Source organism: Cyclobacterium roseum (assembly GCF_010119225.1).
In the GTDB taxonomy this organism is placed as follows: Bacteria; Bacteroidota; Bacteroidia; order Cytophagales; family Cyclobacteriaceae; genus Cyclobacterium; species Cyclobacterium roseum.
This window is the reverse complement of record NZ_WNKF01000020.1, coordinates 20,168-41,064: the sequence shown is the minus strand read 5'-3', so window position 1 is coordinate 41,064 and position 20,897 is coordinate 20,168. Positions and strand designations below refer to the sequence as shown.

Sequence of the window (20,897 nt, the reverse complement as noted above, 5' to 3'; positions counted from 1 at the left end):
TCTTAAAGTTCAGGAATATCAACCCAGGCTCTTTTAGCCCAGCTTTCCAGGCCTTTCTCAGCCAATTGAACTCCCCTGGCACCTGCTTTCATATCCCAGGGAAAGGGCTCATCAGCAACGACGTGTTTTAAAAACAACTCCCACTGCACTTTGAAAGCGTTGTCCATGGGCTCTTGCTCAGGTACCTTCGACCAACCTTCATAAAAGTCAATTGGCTGCACGATATCCGGATTCCAAACCGGCTTGGGCGTGTTGCCATAATGTTGAATGTAGCACTCCCTTAGCCCGGCTACGGCCGATCCCTTGGTGCCATCCACCTGGACTGTCAACAAATCATCTCTCCTGACACGTACCGTCCAGGAGGAGTTAAAATGGGCGATGATGTCTCCTTCTAATTCAAAGGTGGCGTAAGCAGCATCATCCGCCGTACAGGTATAGGCTTTACCCTGTTCGTCTACCCGTTCCTTAATATGCGTGGCCCCGGTACAGGATACGGCTTTTACCTTCCCAAATATATTGTCCAATACGTAGCGCCAGTGGCAAAGCATGTCCACGATGATACCGCCATCGTCTTCTTTCCGGTAGTTCCAGGATGGTCGTTGGGCAGGTACCGTGTGTCCTTCAAAGACCCAGTATCCAAACTCCCCTCTCACCGAAAGAATCTCTCCAAAGAAATCATTCTCAATCAAACGCTTCAACTTCCGGAGGCCGGGCAGCCACAATTTATCCTGAACGACTCCGTTTTTCACCCCGGCTTTATTGCAAATTTCATAAAGCTCCAGCGCGGTGTCGGTATCCACCGCTACCGGCTTTTCACAGTAGATGTGCTTCCCGGCTTTCACAGCCTGTTTGACAGCATCCGCCCTTCTGCCGGTGGTCTGGGCATCAAAATAAATACTGTACTGCGAGTCCTGCATGACCGCATCCAGGTCGGTGGTATACTTTTTCACGCCGGACCTTTTGCTGAGCGCCTGCAACTTGCCCTCGTTTCTTCCCACCAGCACCGGATCGGGCATAATGGTATCCCCGTTCGCAAGTTTGACACCGCCTTGTTCGATGATTTCCACGATGCTACGCATCAAATGCTGGTTGGTGCCCATTCTACCCGTGACACCATTCATGATGATTCCTACTTTATGTTCCATATGTATTCCTATTTTACTAGCAATGATAATAACTTTTTACAATATCGTTTAAAAACTCCTTTTGGTCTCGGGCCCAGTGACGGTCCGAAAAGATTTCCACTTCATTAAATCCAGAAAAACCGGCCTCTTCAGCCCATCCGCGAATCGTAGGGATATCGATACAACCCTCGCCCATCAATCCGCGATCATTGAGAAAATCTACCGTCGGACTCATCCAGTCACAAATATGAAAAGCGAAAAGGTTTCGCTGGCTGCCACAACGGAGCAGTTCTTCTTTAAGATCGGGATCCCACCACAAATGGTACACGTCCGCTGCCACACCGACATGGTCCGAACCGATCGCCTCCGCCATTTCATTGGCCTGACGCAGGGTATTAACCGCCGACCGGGTGTCTGCATACATCGGATGCAATGGTTCGATCGCTAATTTGACTCCATTTTGCATGGCATGAGGCAATACTTTTTCAATGCCCTCCCGGATCTGCTCTCTGGAGGTTTCCAACGATTGTCCCGGGTCGGCCCCACAAACCAAAACGATCATGGGAGCCCCTAGCGCAGCCGCTTCGTCAATTGCTTTGAGGTTATCCTGGATGGCCAGCTCCCGGTCTTTTGTGGAAATGGAAGGAAAGAATCCTCCCCTAACCAGGGAAACAATTTCCAGCCCATGACTTCGGAGCCGGTCGCCAGCCGCTTCGATATCCCGGCCACCTAAATATTGCCTCCATACAGAAATCCCTTTGACGCCTGCCATTTCATAATTCTCCGCCGCTTCCTCCAGACTCCAGTGTTTGGTAGTGATGGTATGAACGCAAAGCCTGCTTAAATCTTTGATGGGTTGTGTACTCATGATAGACAATTAAAGAACGTATAATAAGGATCCTTATCAATGATTCGCTGAACATACAAGGCTAGTTCCCTTGCGTGATAATCTCCCCACATGCTGGATTCATTGCAGGCAATTTTCTGTCCTTTCGGCACATTGTCCCAACCATTGGGCTGGTGATAAATGGAATGCAACAAAATGCCTTGGTGACTTTTGTCCGTACTTAAGTAAGGCTCTTCCAGCAAGGTGCGGAGGACGGTAAGTCCTGCCTGCCAGTATTTTTTGGCTTTCTCAGTTTGCCCCTTTCGTTGCAAGTAATGACCCAGTCGCAGCAATCCCTGGGCACCTATCGCTGCAGCCGTGCTGTCCACCGGCTCATACGCATTGTAGGGATCAGCAGGTTTGGATAGGTAGTCTCCCAATTTATGCAGGTTTGGTGCTCCGGTATCCCAATAGGGTACCCCGTCTATTGGCGTATGATCAATATAGAAATCACAACTAGCTGTGGCCGCTTTTAGCAAAAAGGCTTCAATCTCCACCGGTGAACCATATGCCTTTAAGGATTCATCTGACAAGTTGTCTATGTATTCCAATTCTTCGGCGAAACCGCACATAGCCCAAGCCAATCCCCTGGTCCAGGTAGAAAACCCCGTATATCCCTGCTGGGTATTGGGGCAGCGGTAATTGCCATCTCGCGTATTGAAGACACTTTCGTGAGCCGTGCGACCCCATACATCGTACCGGTCCCTACCTTCTCCATAATACACCGAATAGTCTGCCGTGGCCTTGGCATGTTGTAGTCCTCTGACAAGTAAATTTACTTTCTTATCGTTTTCTTCCTGCAGCACATGCCCCAGACTATAGCTAAGCATCAATATCCGGACGGTTCGGATGGTATCTACAAAAAGTGAATGCGGTCCGTTAAAGGAGTGAATGAATCCTCCATCCTTAATAGGAGTCCATCGGCTGGCTTGTACTGCCCCAGAAATTTTCAGGGCTAATTCATAAAAATTTTTCTCCCACTCGTTGTAGGGTATTTTTTCCTCCATCATTAACCGCAGCAGGTTGCCATAGGTACTTACATTATTGAATCCATGGTCATGGACACCGGTATGACTGATATGAGGAGCCATCAGTTGCAGCGTCTTCATTTTACCCTTTTCCAAAAAATCCATTTCCCCGGTAGCATCAAACTGCAAGATGGAAGAGCCGAATTGAAAGCCCTGTGTCCATTCTGTCCAGCCCCGGGTGGTATATTTACCATTTACCGTAAATACCGGTGAACCCTGGTTTTGGGGGTATTCTTTTTCAATCGCTTTGATTTTTTCGGCAGAAAGTTGCCAAAAGCGCTCCAGTCTCTTTTTTAAGTCTTGAGCTTGAATTTCAGAATCTATTGCTATCATTTTTTTAATGGGTTTAAATTTGTTTGGGATAAATTCATCCAGCTGTCTAATTCAAAATATTAATCGGAATTCAATCGTGAAACCTTGCACTTTTTATTTTAAAGCTTAAAACTATCTTTATTTATCGTCATTATAAAGGCATTTTTTAATTTAAAGCTGGTACTTTTCGTTCTCAGACTTTCTGAAGTCCGACGGGGATTTTCCTGTTTTCCTTTTAAAAATCCGACTAAAATAGGATGGGTCCTGATAATTCAACTGGTATGCGATTTCCTTATTGGAGAGATCGGTATAAATCAGGTACCGCTTTGCCTGAAGCATTAGCCGGTCGAGAATCACTTCGCCAGCCGTAAACCCTGTAATGTTTTTTACATGTTTATTTAAAACCGAGGGCGACAGGGCCATCATGGCGGCATAATCTTGCACCTGATGTACCTGTCGAAATTGTTGTTCAACGAGCGCATTGAATTGTTGGACGAATGCAAAATGCGGATCCAATGTCTTATTTTTATCGGCGAAGTACCGCAGATAATATTGTTTGCATTTAATCAGAAATATTTGCAAAAAATGACGAAGAATCTCAGAAGTGAAACCATCCCAATGTAAATACTCTTTTCTTATCGACCGGATCAGGTGCAAGAGCTCCCCAAAATCATCCTGAGAAAGATTAAGGATTGGAACCAGGGTGGGATTATTGAAAAATGGCAATGCAAATAGGATATCATCCTGTCCGGCTTCTAAGCCGTAAAAATCCCTTGAAAACACCATTAAATACCCATGGTAGTCGTTTTCACGGCTTATCAGGTGGATTTGGCCAGGAGAAAGAAAATGCACGCTATTGGAATGAATGGGGTGAGACTCAAAGTCTATCTCATGTTTCCCTGCCCCGGTGATAAAGACACATATTTCATAGTATTTATGTCGGTGAGGTCGGTCTGTTTCATGAGGGTAGGTACTATTCCGAATCGTCTTTCCCTGAACTTCGTAAATCTGAAATGCTCGCTGATTGGTGATTTTCGGCATTTCATACGTTTTTATTGGCTCTCCCATAGACATTTTCAGCATTAGAGCCTAAGTTAAGGAAAAAACAGCATTTACAATTCCTCAAAGAGACCCGTCCTATTTCGTTTCTGTTTAATGATATTTAAATTTATGAGCTAAATTTTTAACAATAATGTATTTTTTTAAAATAATTATTAAATTATTTTCAATTTATAACCCCATGTATTACCTTTGAATTATAAGACAAAGACAAAAGGTCTTTTTTACAATGTAGGATGATGAAATTGGCAGACATGCCCTCCTGTCTCGGGGGTGGGGAATCCAGAAAAAAGCAAATAGCGAGCTCGTATTTTGCCTAACTGCCCCGTGGAGGTTCGACTCCTTCTCCTACAGCAGGTTATTTTGGGTTTATTGTTAATTGACTAAAGCTATGAGACATTGTTTCATAGCTTTTTTGATTTTATCACCGTTTGACTTCGGTCCTTCTCCAGTTTCACCCATTCGTTCGTACCGATGACCAAAACGTACTATTCGGAAAACCTGGAAAAACACCCGGCCCAATTGGAGCCGTCCTTCGGAGTTTGCCCCAAGCTCCTTCCCGTGGGTACTTCCTACGGCTGCTCCCAGGGAATCAATCCAGTATGAGGGATATAGAGTCTGCTTTGGTCCGAATTTTTAACCAGGACCAGAGGCGTTCTGTTTCTTTCTCTTCAGGAATTTTAGAGAAGGTGGCAACGGCTATTAACACCGTGTCCTGCCTGTTTTCGGTAAGATTAGCTATCACCGATCGGTTTACAGAAAAGGCGACAAGGTTTTCATGATGAATTTTGGCTTCTCGCGCCAAGTCAGCCACCATACCGGTAGAGGCCGCATATTTTGCTACCTCACGTTCTAAAAAAGCGATTTTTTGGTCCTTCCCTTGTATCATGGCTTCATTTCGCTCGTAGAGGTCTTTTAGCACATCCGAGCGCAGCATGTTGAGGTCCATTCCGGTATCGCCGCTTTGCTTGACTAGCAGATAAGTGTTATCCAATTTAAATGTTGCCGTCTTTTTTTGGATCATGGCTATTTCTTCCTCCTCGATTCGCTTACCTACCAATGCCAGCTCAATGACACTACTGTCCGGTTCATACTGGAAACTACTGGTGATAATTTGCGTGCTTGGGAAATCAAATTCCGCCTGAACAAACTCTTTGGCCGACTTTTCCCAGAGCGTTCTTTTGACGATATTATATGCCAGGTAAATGCTGGGAACAATGGTAATCATAATAAAAATACTAATGTAATTGCGTACCCGCCTTTCCCGCTTGCTGTCAATAAACTCCTTTTTAGGAAAGCCCATAAACCGGACGATAAGGTAGGTCGACAGGCTAATAAATACAGAATTGATAAAAAACAGATAGAAAGCACCTAGAAAATAATAGATATTCCAGGTAGCCAGGCCATACCCCGCTGTACACAAGGGCGGCATCAAGGCCGTGGCGATGGCCACTCCCGGAATGGCATTGCTTTTTTCTTTTCTAGAGCCGGCGATAATCCCAGCCAATCCGCCAAACAGCGCGATCAGAACATCCCAAATGGTGGGCTCTGTTCTGGCAAGTAGTTCAGACTGGGCATCGTTTAGCGGGGTAAATGAAAAATAAAGCGTAGAGGTCATGATACTGATCACAATCGCAATCCCCAGATTCTTCATGGATTTCTTTATCAATTCAAAATCATTGATACCTGCCGCCATACCGATCCCCATGATGGGGCCCATCAAGGGTGATATCAGCATGGCCCCTATAATCACGGCCGTGGAGTTGACATTCAGACCTACAGAAGCCACCAAAATCGCAAAAATAAGGATCCAAAGGTTAGCCCCTCGAAATTCCACATTTTTCCGTATGTATTCAATCGTCTCAATTTCATCTTCTTTGCCTTCATGAAGATCAAATCGGTCGCGGATAAATGTCAGGAAGCCTGCTATTTTTTCTGATAATGCGTTTAGCTGCTGTCGGTCGTTTTTCATCAAATCCCTCAAAAGAAACCCCTGCAAGTTATCTAAAAAACCCTTTACTGGAAAAAATATTATGAAAACAAAAAAGCAGGAGAACCTCTCCTGCTTTTTATTTTGAAAACTAAACCAACTATTATTTAACTACCATAATACAAACAAAATTAATAATAACTGATTGAAATCAAAATTTCCTGGAAAAAAAGTAAACAATAATTTATTTTTTACCCCCCACTTTGTAGAGAATGCCCAATGCCAATGCCTGGCTAACCTGCACCCCGGGATCCTGATCCAAATCGTACAGGGCAATACCGGTAAGGGTGACATTGATGATGTCGGTGATCTTAGCGGTCAGGGTCAGATCCAATCGGTGGTCAATGGAATCGAATGCCAGCGTTTCGTAATTGGCAAATAGTGCGTAACGGGTTTTAAGATTCAGATTTTCAGCCAAATCCTTATCCAGGCTGGCAAAAACCTGCATGGCCAACCATTCGATTCTAACCGTCTCCCCCGCTGGTACGCCGTAATTCGACGGCACATTAGCGATAATTCCTTGATCCGTGACAAATGTAAATCGGGGCGAAAGCGGTCCTATTCGCAAAAAAAAGGTTTCATTGGGTTGGTATTCCATTCCCAGAGAGGAGGTCAGAAACCCCGGAGCCATAAATTTTGAAATCAACGATTTGGTACCATCGTCGTTAAATGTATAACCCTCGGCAAATTGGGTAAGATAATTAGCCGAAAAGTAAGCCGACCACCTGTCAGACATTTGGTAGCCTAATTTTGAATCCAGAAAGACCCGGTCATTGGACTTTCGCGTATCCTCTCCTTCATTACGGACGATTCCAAACAGTAATTCCAATTCATTATCCCAAGAGAATTTTTCTTTTCCATACGATGCCTTTCCTGCAACCAAGCTTCCAAAAGCCACGGAATTGACACCTCCCGCCTTCCAGTTACTACTAAAGCCTGCTTGATTAAAATTCAATCCGGCACTAAATTCAGATTGCCAATAGGTGGTGTCTTTTTCGGCCGGAGGAGCTTCTGCCACTTGAGCGACTACTAAACGGCACGATAATAATGTAGCGACTAAAATAAGTAAATAGGTTTTCATTGAAAATTTATTTGGTTTAAAAGTTTAAAGTGACAATTTGTACAATTGTTTCAAAGTTATACCTTTAAATTTGTGCTTTGCATCATTATTAGTCCGCAAGTCTATGGAAAAAATAACAGAAGAAACACTTATAGTCCGGGATTTTTTGGCCAGACAGCGTACCAAATTGGCAAATGACCGAACGCTTTTGTCCTATATCCGAACGAGCTTGTATTTTATCGTCAGCGGAACCGCCCTGATTAAGGTAAACGATCTGGAAAATGTGAAAGAGCTGGGGTATTTTTCCTTCCTGATAAGTTTGGTGTTACTAATCCTGGGATTTATAAACTTCTTTAGATTAAAAAGGAAATTAAATAAGGGAAGATATGAAAAAATGTGATTTTCTAAAGTAGCTTTTGGGTGATACATAAAATTGGTAAGCTATTTGTAGCGCAATGGATAGAACCAAACTTTTAAAATCATGAAAATCTTAGGAATTATTCTAATTATTGCGGGTATCGGTATGTTTTTAGTTACCGGGATTTCCTACACCACGGAAGAAACGGTGATTGATGCCGGTCCGCTGGAAGTCAATGCTGAAAGTGAGGAATCACTCAACTGGCCCCCTTATGCTGGAGGAATCGCTGTCATCGCAGGATTTGTTTTGCTGGCAGTAGGCAGAAAAAAATAGGCATCCCATTCATTACCCAACATTATACTTCATTATCTGATTAGGTAATGTAGCAGGAGTTGTTTGCTCGGCGATCATCCAACCGACCAAATAACTCCTTTTTGTAACCAGTTCTTTTTCTGAGGAGATTATCATGATCAAGTGAAATTAGCAGCTATAGATATTGGGTCGAACGCCGTTCGCCTACAAGTGACGCAAGTCCATTATTTTCGTGGGAAGTATACCTTTAAAAAACTGGAATACCTCCGGTTTCCCCTACGCCTGGGAAGGGACGTGTTTTTGAAAAAAGAAATTTCTCAGGAAAACAAAATCAGGTTTAAAGAACTGATGAAAGCATTTCAGATCCTGATCAACCTCTATGGAGTGGATGATTACATGGCTTGTGCCACATCTGCCATGCGGGAATCAGAAAATGGAAAAGAAATCGTTAAAGAAGTTCGAAATGACCTGGGCCTAAAAATCAGGATTATTGATGGAAATACCGAAGCAGCCCTGATAAATAAATCATTGGGAAATCATATCGACCATAAAACATACCTCCATATAGATGTAGGAGGAGGAAGCACAGAATTGAATGTTTATAAGAAAGGCCTGAAAGTCAGCTCAAAATCGTTTAAAATCGGATCTGTCCGAACCTTGGATAAGGCGCTTCCCGAGTCCGCTCTGCGTCAAATTAGAAGCTTCATTACCAACCATCTTTCGCTGGAAAAAACCGTCACCGGAATCGGAACAGGTGGAAACATAAATAAAATTTTCGAATTGGCCCGTCTTCAGAAGCGGGGAAGTTTGCTGGAAATTCAAAAAATAAGAGAGGTTTTGCATCTGCTGGAAAGCCTTAGTAGTGAAGAAAGAATAAACCTGCTTCACCTGAATGAGGACCGGGCAGACGTGATTATTCCAGCAACAAAGATCTATCTAATTGCATTGGATGCCGCCAAAATTCAAAAGATCAAGGTGCCTGACCTGGGATTGAAAGACGGTATGCTTCTGGACCTGTTTGAGAAAAACTATGGAACCGAAAATACCAATTTCCCCTACAGGTAATGCCCCCCTATCCCTCAATTAGCCGGACTTCTTCAATCATGTCCGGCATTAATTCGAAAAATTTCTGATGAATATTAAACGGCTCCTCTCCTTCGTCAGGTTTCTTACTGATGTACTGACCATTTTCCTGCATGACGTAGGCATTTTCATTATCCCATAGATTATACCGCAAGATATTCATCAGTTGTTTTTGTAGAAATTCATTTTCCACCTTGAATAGGGATTCTAGCCGCTTATCAAAGCTTCTTACCATGGCATCGGCACTACCCACGTAGGTCCGATAGTCTTCATTGTTATGAAAATGATAAATCCGGGAGTGCTCCAGAAAATCCCCCACAATGGAGATCACTTCAATATTTTCACTCAAGCCCTTCCTTCCCGGTCGCAGGCAGCAAATGCCACGTACAATCAATTTAATCGGTACACCGGCCTGAGAAGCCTTATATAAAGCAAAAATAAACTCAGAATCCTCCAAGGAATTGATTTTGATAAATATACCGGAGGGCAAGCCTTTACTGGCATTTTCGGCCTCTATTCGGATAAATTCTATCAATTTGCTCCGCATGTCTCTGGGCGAGGTGATCAGGTTTTGATAGTTGGTCGGAGCTGAATGGCCCGTGATAACGTTAAAAAATTCGGAAACGTCATTGGCTAGTGTTTCATTGGTGGTCAACAAACCAATGTCTGTATATATCCGGCTGGTTTCTTCATTGTAGTTACCAGATCCCACGTGAACGTACCGGGTCACCCTGTTTTCTTCCTTTTTGACGATGAGCATTAATTTGGTATGCGTCTTAAAATTACTCACCCCATATATGACAAAGCAGCCTGCTTTTTGCATTTTCTTTGCTTCCCGAATGTTATTCTCTTCATCAAATCTCGCTTTGACCTCAAAAAGAACAGAGACATGTTTTCCATTTTCTACTGCTTTAAGCAATGCGCCCACGATACGTGAGTTTTTGGCAAGACGGTAAATAGTCATTTTTATGGCCATCACATGGGGATCGTCCGCCGCCTTATCCAACAACTCCAAGATGGGTTCCATGTCATTGTAGGGGTGGTGTAGCAGCACGTCTTTGTGTTTCAAAACCTGAAAAATATCCTCGGAAGCGGCTTCGGGGTAGGATAGCGGCGGGACAGGCCGGGGTGTAGCTGGTATCTTATCTTTAAATCGTTTGTTACCAATGATTTGCCATAGTCCTGAAAAATCCATCAGGCTCTTTCTCTCAATTTTGAAAATACTATCGTCGTTTAGCGTCCATCGCTGTTTAAGCAAATTGACCATCCACTTACTGTAACCTTCTTCTATCTCTATACGGACGACACGTCCGGTCTTTCGTTCGTTTAGCTTTCGTTTTACTTCTTCCAAAAAATTGCTGTCCATGTCCTCACTCTCCTCCAACGTAAAATCACCATTTCGTGTAATTCGAAATAAGTTTATGGATTCGATGGTTACATTTCTAAACAAGGAAACGATATGCTCCCGAATCATTTCTTCTATCGGAACATAAATCATCATGTCCTCTCTTTCCAGTTCGAAGAAACGAGGAATATTGGAAGGTATCTGAACGAATGAAAGCTTCTTATTGTCTTTTTTCTCCCCAGGCCCAATCGTCACCACCCCAAAAATTAGCAACTTGTTCATCAGTATGGGAAAAGTATGGTACCCGTCAAATACCATGGGGGTTAGCATGGGGTATACCGCTTTGTAGAAGTACTCTTTAATGGTTTTTTGCTCCTCTTCCTGTAAATTACGAACATTGCTTAAAATAAAACCCGCTTCCTGCGTTTTAAACAGGAGTTCCTTTACAAAATGCCGCTGCAGCCGTTTGTGAAACTGCTGGGACTCAATCATTAATTTCTTTTTGAAATCATCCTCTCTCAAGCCCGAGTAATCAATCCGTACCTTATCGTAATCCAGGTAGTTATACAAAGATCCCACCCGAATCATAAAAAACTCATCCAGATTGGATGCGGCTATGGCCAGAAATTTAAATTTCTCAAAAATATTGCGTTTATCCTTCTTTATCTGATCAAAAACCCTTTCGTTGAACTTAAGCCAGCTCAAGTCACGGCTGATAAGTTCACTGTTGTTGATGGTTTCTTCTATTTTATCATGTTGGATAAGCTTCATAATTAGTTGATTTTTATAAGGGAAAAAGTAGGCCAATGATACTAAATAAATCGAAGAATAAAAAAAAGGGCACAACGCCCTCTTTTTTATTGACAGAACGCATTCCGAAACGGATTAGGTATCAATCTTAGCGTATTTCGCATTTTTCTCTATAAAGTCTCTCCTTGGAGCTACTTCATCTCCCATCAGCATGCTAAACAAATGGTCCGCCTCTGCAGCCGAATCAATGGTCACCTGCTTCAGCGTTCGTGTCTCCGGATCCATAGTGGTGGTCCATAGCTGCTCCGGATTCATTTCTCCCAAACCCTTGTATCGCTGGATCCCCACACTATCTATCTTGCCGTCCGGAGCTAATTCCTGAGTGACCCGTTTCCGCTCATCTTCCGTCCAGCAATACTTTTCTTCCTTTCCTCTTTTTAGCAAATACAAAGGAGGAAGGGCAATGTACACATAACCATTTTCAATTAAGTTTCGCATGTATCTGAAAAACAAGGTTAGTATCAGGGTCCGGATATGCGAGCCATCAATATCGGCATCCGTCATAATGATGATCTTATGATACCGCAGATGGGACAAGTCCAACTCTTTTTCATCATTGACGGTCCCAAATTTAACTCCCAGTGCTGTCAGGATATTTTTTATCTCCTCATTATCGTAAATCTTATGTTCGTGGGCTTTCTCCACGTTCAAAATCTTTCCTTTTAATGGTAAAATGGCCTGAAAGTCCCGGTCCCTACCTTGTTTGGCAGAACCACCGGCTGAGTCGCCCTCCACCAGGTAGAGTTCACAAACCGTGGGATCCGAATTAGCGCAATCCGCCAGCTTACCCGGCAACCCTCCTCCACCAAGTACATTTTTCCGTTGGACCATTTCCCGGGCTTTTTTGGCAGCATGCCGTGCCTGGGCCGCAAGAACGACTTTTCCAACAATAATCTTAGCTTCCTTCGGGTGCTCTTCCAACCAAAATTGAAGGGTTTCGGAAACAGCACCATCTACCGCCCCGGTAACATCTGAGTTTCCCAACTTTGTTTTGGTCTGCCCTTCAAACTGAGGCTCCGCCACTTTCACAGATATAACTGCCGTGAGGCCTTCCCTGAAATCGTCTCCGGAAATTTCTAACTTCACCTTGTCTAGCATACCTGATTTATCGGCATAGCTTTTTAGGGTTCGTGTCAAGGCACGTCTGAAGCCGGACACATGGGTGCCCCCCTCATAAGTATTGATGGTATTCACATAGGACACCACATTTTCGGTGTATGAATTGTTATATCCCATCGCCACTTGTACCGGAACTCCGTTCTTTTCGGTCTCAATGTAAATCGGCGACTCGATGATTTTTTGCTTGTTTTCATCCAGGTATTCCACAAATTCAACCAGACCTCCCTCGGAAAAAAACTCGTCTGAACGATAATTCCCCTCTTCGTCTTTTTCTCTCAGGTCGTTTAAATAAATACGGATTCCCGCATTCAAAAACGACATTTCCCTCAGGCGCGTTGCAATGGTATCGTACTTGAAATCAAGGACTTGAAAAATCTCGTGATCCGGCTTAAAATGAATGTGTGTGCCCCTGCTTTCAGTAGTTCCAATTTCACGTACCGGGAATTGGGGTACTCCCCGAATGTATTCCTGCTCAAATATTTTTCCTTCCCTATGGACGGTGGCTTTCAGTGAAGACGAAAGCGCATTCACGCAAGAAACGCCTACTCCGTGTAGTCCCCCGGAAACTTTGTAAGTATCTTTGTCAAATTTCCCTCCGGCATGAAGGACCGTCATTACCACTTCCAGGGCTGAGCGATTTTCTTTAGTATGAACCTCGGTTGGGATTCCTCTTCCGTTATCTTTAACCGTAACCGAATTGTCCTCCTCGATGGTCACGAAAATGGAATCGCAATGACCGGCGAGGGCTTCATCTATGGAATTATCTACTACCTCCCAAATCAAATGATGAAGACCCTTCACCCCAATGTCTCCGATGTACATGGCAGGCCTCTTCCTGACCGCTTCCAACCCTTCTAAAACCTGAATATTTTGGGCCGAATAATCGTTCCGATTTCCTTCTTTTTTTTCGCTCATAACCTATTACAAATGCCCTTTTTTTAAATTAAAAAGCAGTTTTTTCATTCAATAATCAACCTGCAATATTACGAAAAAAAATCGATAGCACCCAGCTTTTTGAAGAAGTAAATTGAGCTTTAAACTAAATACAAGCCCCATAATCCATTAATGCCCATCAAAAAATTTTATTTCAAAATACCGGACAGGAACGTAGCCAGGCCCTGTAAAACCCTTGACTATTTTCAACAGTTCACTACTATTTTTCAGTATTTTACATGCATTTGTTTAGGTTATCTAATTAAAATTTAAACAAACTTTATTCTGTCAAAGTTGTCCACATTAGAATTTTGTTGGATTTATTTTATTTAAATTTCACCTTAAAAAAACGTTATGAACTCTGTATTAACTGCTGATTTGGTCGGTTTGGAAAAGATCATTAACAGCGACCCGGTAGCCATCACCTTCTTTATTGGCTACATGGCCATGTTTGCTTCTGCAATCTTTTTTATTGTCGAAAGAGGATCTGTGGATGGAAAGTGGAAAACATCTCTTTTGGTATCAGCACTCATCACGGGTATTGCTGCCGTCCACTATTATTACATGAGGGACTTTTACCTGGAAACGGGACAAAGCCCCACGGCATTCCGCTACGTAGATTGGACCTTGACAGTCCCTTTGATGTGTGTGGAGTTTTATTTACTTACCAAGCCTTTCGGAGCTAAGGGAGGTACCTTGTTCAAATTAATCGTCGCTTCTTTAATCATGCTGGTGACAGGATTTATCGGGGAAACTTCAGGAATTGAGAATAACGTTATGTGGGGCATCCTTTCCACGCTGGGGTATTTGTATATCGTCTATGAAGTATTTGCAGGAGATGTGGCGAAGTTGGCTAAAACTTCTCAAAGCCCTGCCTTAAGTAAGGCGATGTTTCTTTTGAAGATTTTCATCACCTTGGGATGGTCGATTTATCCAATTGGGTACATGGTATTACCAGGAAACTTATTATCAGGAGCTTTTGAAGTAAGTAGCATTGATTTGTTTTACAACCTGGCCGATGCCATTAACAAAATCGGTTTCGGTTTGGTGATCTACTCCGTAGCCATCGCTGAAACGGCGAAAAACAGAAAAGCAGTAGCTGCCTAAAATATTACAAACTGCCCTATTCTACTGGGGCAGTTTGTTTTTGTCTTATAAGCTTGAAATAAGCTACCCTAAGGTCCGTACCCATGAGCACTCCCAATTCAACCTACGATTTTATTATTACAGGATTTGGCTGTGCCGGAATGAGTTTCGTCTATCACCTACTGGACAGTCAATTCAAAAATAGTCGGATTCTGATAATTGACAGTTCCAATAAAAACACCAACGACCGTACCTGGTGCTATTGGGCAGAAAAGCCGCTTTCCATTCACCCAAAGAATTCCCCGATTGTATCCTGGCAGAACATCAGCATCAGTATCGGAAAAAAAACGTTGAAAAAACAACTCGGTTCGCTCAACTATTTTCACATTAAATCTTCTGACTTTTATTCGGAAATCAAACAACGAATCGGCTTGTTTCCCAACGTGCATTTCGTTGTGGATTCGGTTTCTTCCATTGAAAACAATAACGCTACCAGTGTGTCAGTCAATACCCTGGGAAATGGAACCTACTTCGGCCAAAAAATCTTTAATAGCATCCCTAATGGTCCCCTATTACCTGAAAAAAACAGAATCCTCAGGCAGGTTTTCCTGGGTTGGCGAGTGAAAACCCAGAACACCTGCTTTGAAACGGACACTGCTGTGTTGATGAACTTTTTAGGCAATTCGAATGGTGACACCGATTTTTTTTATTTGTTACCCTTTTCACCAACGGAAGCTTTGATAGAGTACACGGTGTTTACAACGGAGCATTTGGATGCTCAAAAGATGGAATTTGCTTTACAACGCTATATTTCACAACGATTGGGTCAAGAACCTATTGAAATTTCCTTCAAGGAAGCGGGAAGTATTCCGATGACCACCTATGCTTTCAGTAAAATCAAGCATCCAAACATCACCCATTTGGGAACGTTGGCGGGGTGCAGTAAACCGAGTACCGGCTACACCTTTCATACCATCCAAAAACACTGTGCATCCATCGTTAGAGCACTTGAAAGTAAACCCGATCAAGCAAGCCTGATATTTAATAGGAAAAAAAGATTCTCGTTTTACGATAATATCATTCTTAACATTGCAAAAAAATGGCCCCATGAGCTCCCTCGAGTTTTTTTCAACCTTTTTGAAAAAAATTCCGGACCCGAAATATTGCGATTTCTAAATGAAGAAACCAGTTTTATTCATGAACTCAAGCTTCTTTCCAGATTAAAATTTTCCATTTTTATTAAATCCCTACTTCGTTTTGAGAAACATTGAAAATAGCGGTAAGGTACTGGGGGTTTTTATTGCTTTGGCATACCTGGTTTTCTTTCAAGGAAACGAGACGTTTGAATGGATTCTTATCGGCTTAGTATTAGTGACGGTGGGCATTCCCCATGGATCTTTGGATCATCTGCTTGCTAATCCCAGGATCAATAGAGAGAACCTAATCCGTTTCATCCTTAAATACCTGGCGATCATTTTCGCTTATCTATCGCTTTGGATTCTTTTACCCATACCGGCATTAATTGCTTTTATTATCATGTCTGCGTATCATTTTGGGCAAAGTCATTTTATCCAAACCCCCTTAACGTACCATAAAAAAGCTACCTACTTTTTTACCGGTCTTTTTTACCTAAGTGTGATCTTGTGGGGTAGTTTCGATGAGACGGGCAAAATCCTTGAGGAAATAGCAACGATTGCGGCGTTTAAATCCATTGGTTGGTATATCATCTCTGGAAGTTTTCTGATAAGCAACTTCCTGTTTTTTCGGAACAGGTCAGGAAAATGGCTGTTTTTTCCGGTAGAAATGGTGGGCCTGGGGCTATTACTTTACCAATTGCCCCTTCTGATGGCTTTTATAATCTACTTTGGATTTTGGCACGCCCTTCCCAGTATGAGCGAAGAATTCCAAGCTTTGAAAAAACACTTTGGAAAAAACAAACTTAAAAGTTTTATCTCCAGGATGATACCGTTTACCACGCTAAGCCTGGCAGGGATGGCATTGATAATCGCCTTCCTTTATAAAAGCAGCGAAGTAGAGGAAATCATCTTCGTGTTTTTTGTTTTAATCTCCCTTATTTCCGCCCCACATGTCTGGTATATGAATCGATTCCTTGAATCCGATAAGGATTAAAATTGGCCCGTGCTCAACATTACCAAATTACAGGCATTCAATACTTCGATCCCTTGGCTTTTCGCCAGGGCATAGAATTCCGGATTTTCTGTTCCCGGATTAAAAATGATTCGTTCCGGTTGGAGGGAAATCAGGTAGTCGTACCATTCTGGTTGATTTTGGGGGCCGATATACAAGGTCAGTGTGTGAACACCCTCTATTTTAGGCTTTTCCCGAAGATTTAGAATTTCTTCACCTAGTACCTGCCCTTTTTTGATACCGACAGGCACAAAAGGAACCTCGTTTTCCCTAAGCATTCTGGCCGCCGCATAGGCATACCGGGAGGTATTCGGACTGGCACCGAGAATAACTGTCTTTTTATTTTCTTCCATACCTTATTTTTACCCCAACATTCAGGCCAATCTGGTTCGGTGGTATTTGGCCACAAGCATTTCCGCACATCGTTCGCCATCCATTGCTGCCGAGACGATGCCTCCTGCGTAGCCAGCACCTTCACCACAAGGGTAAAGGCGGTGAATTTGGGGATGCTCTAAGAGCTGCTTATCCCGCGGAATCCTGACCGGAGAAGAGGTTCTGCTTTCAATCCCAATCAACTGGGCTTCATTGGTAAAATACCCTTTCATCCGCTGATCCATTAATGGTAAAGCCATTTTCAACCTTTTGCTGACGAAGGCCGGTAGAAGCGCATGCATGTCCGTACTTTGGAGACCCGGCTGGTAGGAGCTGGCCAACAGTTGCTTACTTTCCTTACTTCTCACAAAATCTTCCATTCGCTGAGCCGGAGCCGCCTGCGTTTTCCCGGCAGCGACCCATGCAGCCTGCTCCACTTCCTGCTGAAAAACCATTGCTGCCAGCGGTCCGTGCTGATGGTACCCGTCCAGATCCTCCAGTTCTACCGCTACCACCATACCCGAGTTCGCAAATTTCCCGTCTCTACGGCTGGGACTCATTCCATTGACTACTATCTCACCGGGTGAGGTTGCCGCCGGCACAATAAATCCCCCGGGACACATGCAGAATGAGAACACCCCTCGCTGCTTTCCTTCCAACATCGTTTGTTGGACAAGGCTGTAGGACGCAGGGGGTAAAAAACTTCCCCTATCCACCGGACAATGGTATTGAATTTTATCAATCAGATTTTGATCGTGCTCCACTCTTACTCCCAAAGCAAAAGGCTTTGGTTCAATAAATACCTGCCGCTTTGCCAACAGGTGAAAAATGTCTCGGGCGGAATGCCCGGTGGCGAGAATGACTCCTATGCCTAAAACCTTTTCTCCGCCCGCGGTAAGGACTCCCCGAATGGTATCCCTTTCCAGAATCAAATCCGATACCTTGGTCTCAAAATAAATTTCCCCTCCGGCATCCAGAATACTTTGCCGAAGATTTACCACCAGTGCAGGCAATTTATTGGTACCAATATGGGGGTGGGCATCTACGAGAATTTCTTCTTTGGCGCCATGGGAAACGAGGATCTCCATGATTCTGCGGATATCCCCCCTCTTTTTTGAACGGGTGTATAACTTACCATCTGAATAAGTCCCTGCGCCTCCTTCTCCAAAACAATAGTTGGAATCGGGGTCCACCAAATGATGCTTGTTCAGGGCGGCAAGATCCCGCCTTCGGGAACGCACATCTTTTCCCCGTTCCAGAATGATGGGCTTCACCCCCAGCTCAATGGCTCTCAACGCTGCAAATAAGCCAGCCGGTCCTGCTCCCACGATCACGACCGGATCGGCGTTTCGCACATTGGGATACGTTTTTCCTGCTTCTATTATCGGAGGGGGCTTTTCTCCGGAAAAGACTTCCACCGTCACATTGATTTTCACCCTTCGGCTTCTGGCATCAATGGACCTTCGGAGGGGGCGTATGATGAGCCCTTCCGTATCATCAGCAAAACCCGCTTCTTTGGCTACTACCTGACGAAAAACCGCGTCCTGATAGGCTTCCTCCGGGCTGAGTACCAGCGTTAGTTCCTTTCTCATTACTTAGCCGGAAACACCACCCAACAACTCTTTTTCCACCCAATTTTTCCCCCAGTTATCCATTTCCGAGTCCGTCCATAGTTCGGGATAAAAAATTACCTTTTGAAATCGGGGAGGAAGAAATTTCTGCCAATTGGTTCCACCCGTAGCGGCTATATCCATAGGATCTTTTTGGAGGTATTTAACCGCTGATTTATAATGCGCCAAGGGCCAGTAAACATTCGCCTTTTCATCCAGTTCCCGCATTAGATCGGTGAGGGCTTCATCCTTTTCAGATAGGTAAAGGTATTTTTTCCAAAGGTTATTTTTCCTGAATTTGCCTATAAGCTCTTTGAGTGTGGGACCGTATTTTTGTTCAAACGATTTGAGTGTTAGTGTCTTTTCTCCGGTAGCCAGTTCCTTGGCACCGTATTGCCAATACAGAATATCGAAAAGCGAATCAATACTGGTCAGGTTGATGTCCTTGTAATCCTCCCTGGCCTCCAGGTACACTAAATTCTGGATGTCGGTACACATGATTTCGATCATCCGGTATTGGGCACTTTGAAATCCACTGGCCGGTAACAGCGACATGCGAAATTTCATAAACTGCTCGCGCTCCATACCCTTCCACATCACGGCAAAGGAAGCGATCAACAAATCGAAATACATGATCACGCGTTTCAGCCTGGCCTTGAAAAAAGAGAGGCTAATTTCTTTTTCTGCTGCCATTTGTTCCAATTCCCAAAGAATGAGATTGAAGTACAACTCCGTAATCTGATGGTACACAATAAAGATCTTTTCATCCCTGAAAGAGGTACGGGGCTGCTGTAAGGTAAGCAAGGTATCCAGATTGATATAGTCCCAGTAGTTTAGGTAGTCGGCGTGAAGCAACCCCTCCAGGTAAGAAGATAAATCCTGACCGGAAGATCGAAATTTCTCTTCCAGCAGTTTAATTTTTTCTATGATTTCTTTTTTGGGATACTCTTGTTCCATGCAGGTATGGCGGTAACGCTTCTTTTGATTATTCTTGGCGAGGAACCAAAAAAGATTTGGTTCCGGGGAGTTAAAATTCTGCTATTATCTGCAAAATAACAAATTTGACCACCAAATTAGCCCAAGACTTCCATTGATCAGGCCATCTGACCCTTTTCAGATACCCGCAAACCAAACCAATTTTTAGTCAATCCGGCTTTTTATGACAACCGTTTGGGTAGGGTTCAAGGGATCATTGCTAAAAAACGTTAGGGTCTTATGATCAATTCCTCTTCTTCCCTTCGGATCAAATGTGAACTTCAATTCGATTTCAGCTCCGGCTTTCAAGTCGTAGGCCGGTATTTCAAAGCGTAGGCAATCGCAATTGGATACCACCTTTCTGATATTTAGAGGTTGGGAACCTGTATTCTGTAGGGAAATCGCTTTAGATAGGGTATTCCCGGAACTGATTTTCCCCAAGTCTACCTCCCTCTCGCTAATGTCTAATTTGGGTACCTGATCTACCTGATCCACCGGAACCGGATCGAAGTGCTCGTGTACGGTCGCCATCAGCCTGATGGGAAGTTCGAAGCGCTCGGATGAAAGGAAAGCAAGTCGAAATTCTTCTTCCATAAAGCCCAGCTCATTCTTTTTAGCGGTATCGAAGGTAATGGCCAGCACTCCTCTGGTGTTACCCTGCACCATATTCGGATGCATTTGCGCCTCTATGTATTCGGGAAGATGCTCTTGAATCTGATTTAGCTGAATCGGAAAATCATTGAAATTAAAAAAATCCAAGTATTTCGTTTTAGGCTCATCAGTGAATAAGGTGCCTAGATTATTTACCTTAAACACGAAGCCAAGCCCATTTTTTCGAACCTCATAGTGGTTTTCCGGATTTTGCGGATAAGGCACATTAACCCCTTCCAAGAACAAGGAATCCCCTTGCGGATCCACGTTGGTACGAACCAGGATCATTTTTGAGAAGGATCCACCGCGGGATTGCGGATCATAGTTGATTTTCACCAATCCTACCTTGCCGGGAGCAAGGGTATCATTGGAATATTGCGCCACAGTACAGCCACAGTCCGTTTCCACCGACTTGATGTAGGCCGAGGAATCGGTCTTGTTTACAAAATAAAAACTTGCGGTCGCCTCACCGTTTTCCGCCAGCACCGCACCCAGCGATTGGAGGTTTTCTTCCCAAGCCAGACCAGTTCCTGCAACGTCCTGACTATTAACATCCTCAGAACAAGAAAACAAAAAACCGCACATACCCAATAAAAATATTGTCCTCTTCATACCTGCAAATAACGTCAAATTTCC

At 43.6% G+C, this 20,897-nt stretch carries 18 protein-coding genes; 6 read left to right on the top strand and 12 right to left on the bottom strand.

All coding sequences use genetic code 11. From position 1 onward, the window contains the following. Positions 1-2: 2 nt before the first annotated feature. The 6 genes from GJQ68_RS20335 to GJQ68_RS20310 all read right to left on the bottom strand — a co-directional run bounded on the left by GJQ68_RS20335 (position 3) and on the right by GJQ68_RS20310 (position 7,480). Positions 3-1,145: a Gfo/Idh/MocA family protein gene (locus GJQ68_RS20335; protein ID WP_162419106.1), complete on the bottom strand. Its 1,143-nt coding sequence runs from the start codon at positions 1,143-1,145 to the stop codon at positions 3-5. Between the two features lie 16 nt (positions 1,146-1,161). Beyond that, positions 1,162-1,992, bottom strand: coding sequence for a sugar phosphate isomerase/epimerase family protein (locus GJQ68_RS20330; protein WP_162419105.1), 831 nt, complete (start codon positions 1,990-1,992; stop codon positions 1,162-1,164). After that, positions 1,989-3,371 (bottom strand): glycoside hydrolase family 88 protein, encoded by a 1,383-nt coding sequence (locus GJQ68_RS20325; RefSeq protein ID WP_162419104.1) that lies wholly within the window; start codon positions 3,369-3,371, stop codon positions 1,989-1,991. Before GJQ68_RS20325 ends, GJQ68_RS20330 begins: the two co-directional genes overlap by 4 nt. 150 nt (positions 3,372-3,521) lie before the next feature. Next, positions 3,522-4,433: a helix-turn-helix domain-containing protein gene (locus tag GJQ68_RS20320; RefSeq protein WP_235941819.1), complete on the bottom strand. Its 912-nt coding sequence runs from the start codon at positions 4,431-4,433 to the stop codon at positions 3,522-3,524. A gap of 568 nt (positions 4,434-5,001) precedes the next feature. Then, positions 5,002-6,381: a TIGR00341 family protein gene (locus GJQ68_RS20315; protein WP_162419103.1), complete on the bottom strand. Its 1,380-nt coding sequence runs from the start codon at positions 6,379-6,381 to the stop codon at positions 5,002-5,004. Between the two features lie 202 nt (positions 6,382-6,583). Further along, positions 6,584-7,480 carry a DUF3078 domain-containing protein gene (locus GJQ68_RS20310; protein WP_162419102.1) on the bottom strand — a complete coding sequence of 299 codons (897 nt, stop codon included), beginning with the start codon at positions 7,478-7,480 and terminating at the stop codon, positions 6,584-6,586. Between the two features lie 103 nt (positions 7,481-7,583). On the opposite strand from GJQ68_RS20310, the gene GJQ68_RS20305 reads away from it, so the two are divergent. The 3 genes from GJQ68_RS20305 to GJQ68_RS20295 all read left to right on the top strand — a co-directional run bounded on the left by GJQ68_RS20305 (position 7,584) and on the right by GJQ68_RS20295 (position 9,194). Beyond that, positions 7,584-7,859 (top strand): DUF202 domain-containing protein, encoded by a 276-nt coding sequence (locus GJQ68_RS20305; protein ID WP_162419101.1) that lies wholly within the window; start codon positions 7,584-7,586, stop codon positions 7,857-7,859. An 81-nt stretch (positions 7,860-7,940) separates the two neighbouring features. Further along, on the top strand, positions 7,941-8,150 hold the full coding sequence (locus GJQ68_RS20300) for a hypothetical protein (protein ID WP_162340409.1): 210 nt from the start codon (positions 7,941-7,943) through the stop codon (positions 8,148-8,150). A gap of 141 nt (positions 8,151-8,291) precedes the next feature. Beyond that, positions 8,292-9,194 (top strand): Ppx/GppA phosphatase family protein, encoded by a 903-nt coding sequence (locus tag GJQ68_RS20295; RefSeq protein WP_162419100.1) that lies wholly within the window; start codon positions 8,292-8,294, stop codon positions 9,192-9,194. Positions 9,195-9,201: 7 nt separating this feature from the next. Here the strand turns inward: GJQ68_RS20295 and ppk1 are convergent, their stop codons facing one another. Next, a complete protein-coding gene (ppk1, locus tag GJQ68_RS20290) occupies positions 9,202-11,328 on the bottom strand; it encodes a polyphosphate kinase 1 (protein WP_162419099.1) in 2,127 nt (708 codons plus the stop codon). Positions 11,329-11,442: 114 nt separating this feature from the next. Beyond that, a complete protein-coding gene (gene gyrB / locus GJQ68_RS20285) occupies positions 11,443-13,401 on the bottom strand; it encodes a DNA topoisomerase (ATP-hydrolyzing) subunit B (protein WP_162419098.1) in 1,959 nt (652 codons plus the stop codon). Between the two features lie 372 nt (positions 13,402-13,773). Between gyrB and GJQ68_RS20280 the strand changes: the two genes are divergently transcribed. From GJQ68_RS20280 to GJQ68_RS20270, 3 genes are all read left to right on the top strand, one after another. Then, complete coding sequence (locus tag GJQ68_RS20280) at positions 13,774-14,526, top strand: bacteriorhodopsin (protein ID WP_162419097.1); 753 nt, start codon at positions 13,774-13,776, stop codon at positions 14,524-14,526. Between the two features lie 83 nt (positions 14,527-14,609). Further along, a complete protein-coding gene (locus GJQ68_RS20275) occupies positions 14,610-15,776 on the top strand; it encodes a lycopene cyclase family protein (protein ID WP_162419096.1) in 1,167 nt (388 codons plus the stop codon). Then, positions 15,763-16,635 carry a Brp/Blh family beta-carotene 15,15'-dioxygenase gene (locus tag GJQ68_RS20270; protein ID WP_162419095.1) on the top strand — a complete coding sequence of 291 codons (873 nt, stop codon included), beginning with the start codon at positions 15,763-15,765 and terminating at the stop codon, positions 16,633-16,635. Before GJQ68_RS20275 ends, GJQ68_RS20270 begins: the two co-directional genes overlap by 14 nt. Here GJQ68_RS20270 and GJQ68_RS20265 read toward each other — a convergent pair. From GJQ68_RS20265 to GJQ68_RS20250, 4 genes are all read right to left on the bottom strand, one after another. Continuing rightward, positions 16,632-17,006 (bottom strand): CoA-binding protein, encoded by a 375-nt coding sequence (locus GJQ68_RS20265; RefSeq protein ID WP_162419094.1) that lies wholly within the window; start codon positions 17,004-17,006, stop codon positions 16,632-16,634. The genes GJQ68_RS20270 and GJQ68_RS20265 overlap by 4 nt on opposite strands. 21 nt (positions 17,007-17,027) lie before the next feature. Continuing rightward, positions 17,028-18,617, bottom strand: coding sequence for an NAD(P)/FAD-dependent oxidoreductase (locus GJQ68_RS20260; RefSeq protein ID WP_162419093.1), 1,590 nt, complete (start codon positions 18,615-18,617; stop codon positions 17,028-17,030). 3 nt (positions 18,618-18,620) lie between these two features. Beyond that, a complete protein-coding gene (locus GJQ68_RS20255) occupies positions 18,621-19,592 on the bottom strand; it encodes a tryptophan 2,3-dioxygenase family protein (RefSeq protein ID WP_162340400.1) in 972 nt (323 codons plus the stop codon). A 183-nt stretch (positions 19,593-19,775) separates the two neighbouring features. Then, entirely contained in the window at positions 19,776-20,873 is a 1,098-nt protein-coding gene (locus tag GJQ68_RS20250) for a DUF1573 domain-containing protein (RefSeq protein WP_162419092.1), read from the bottom strand. Positions 20,874-20,897: the final 24 nt, after the last annotated feature.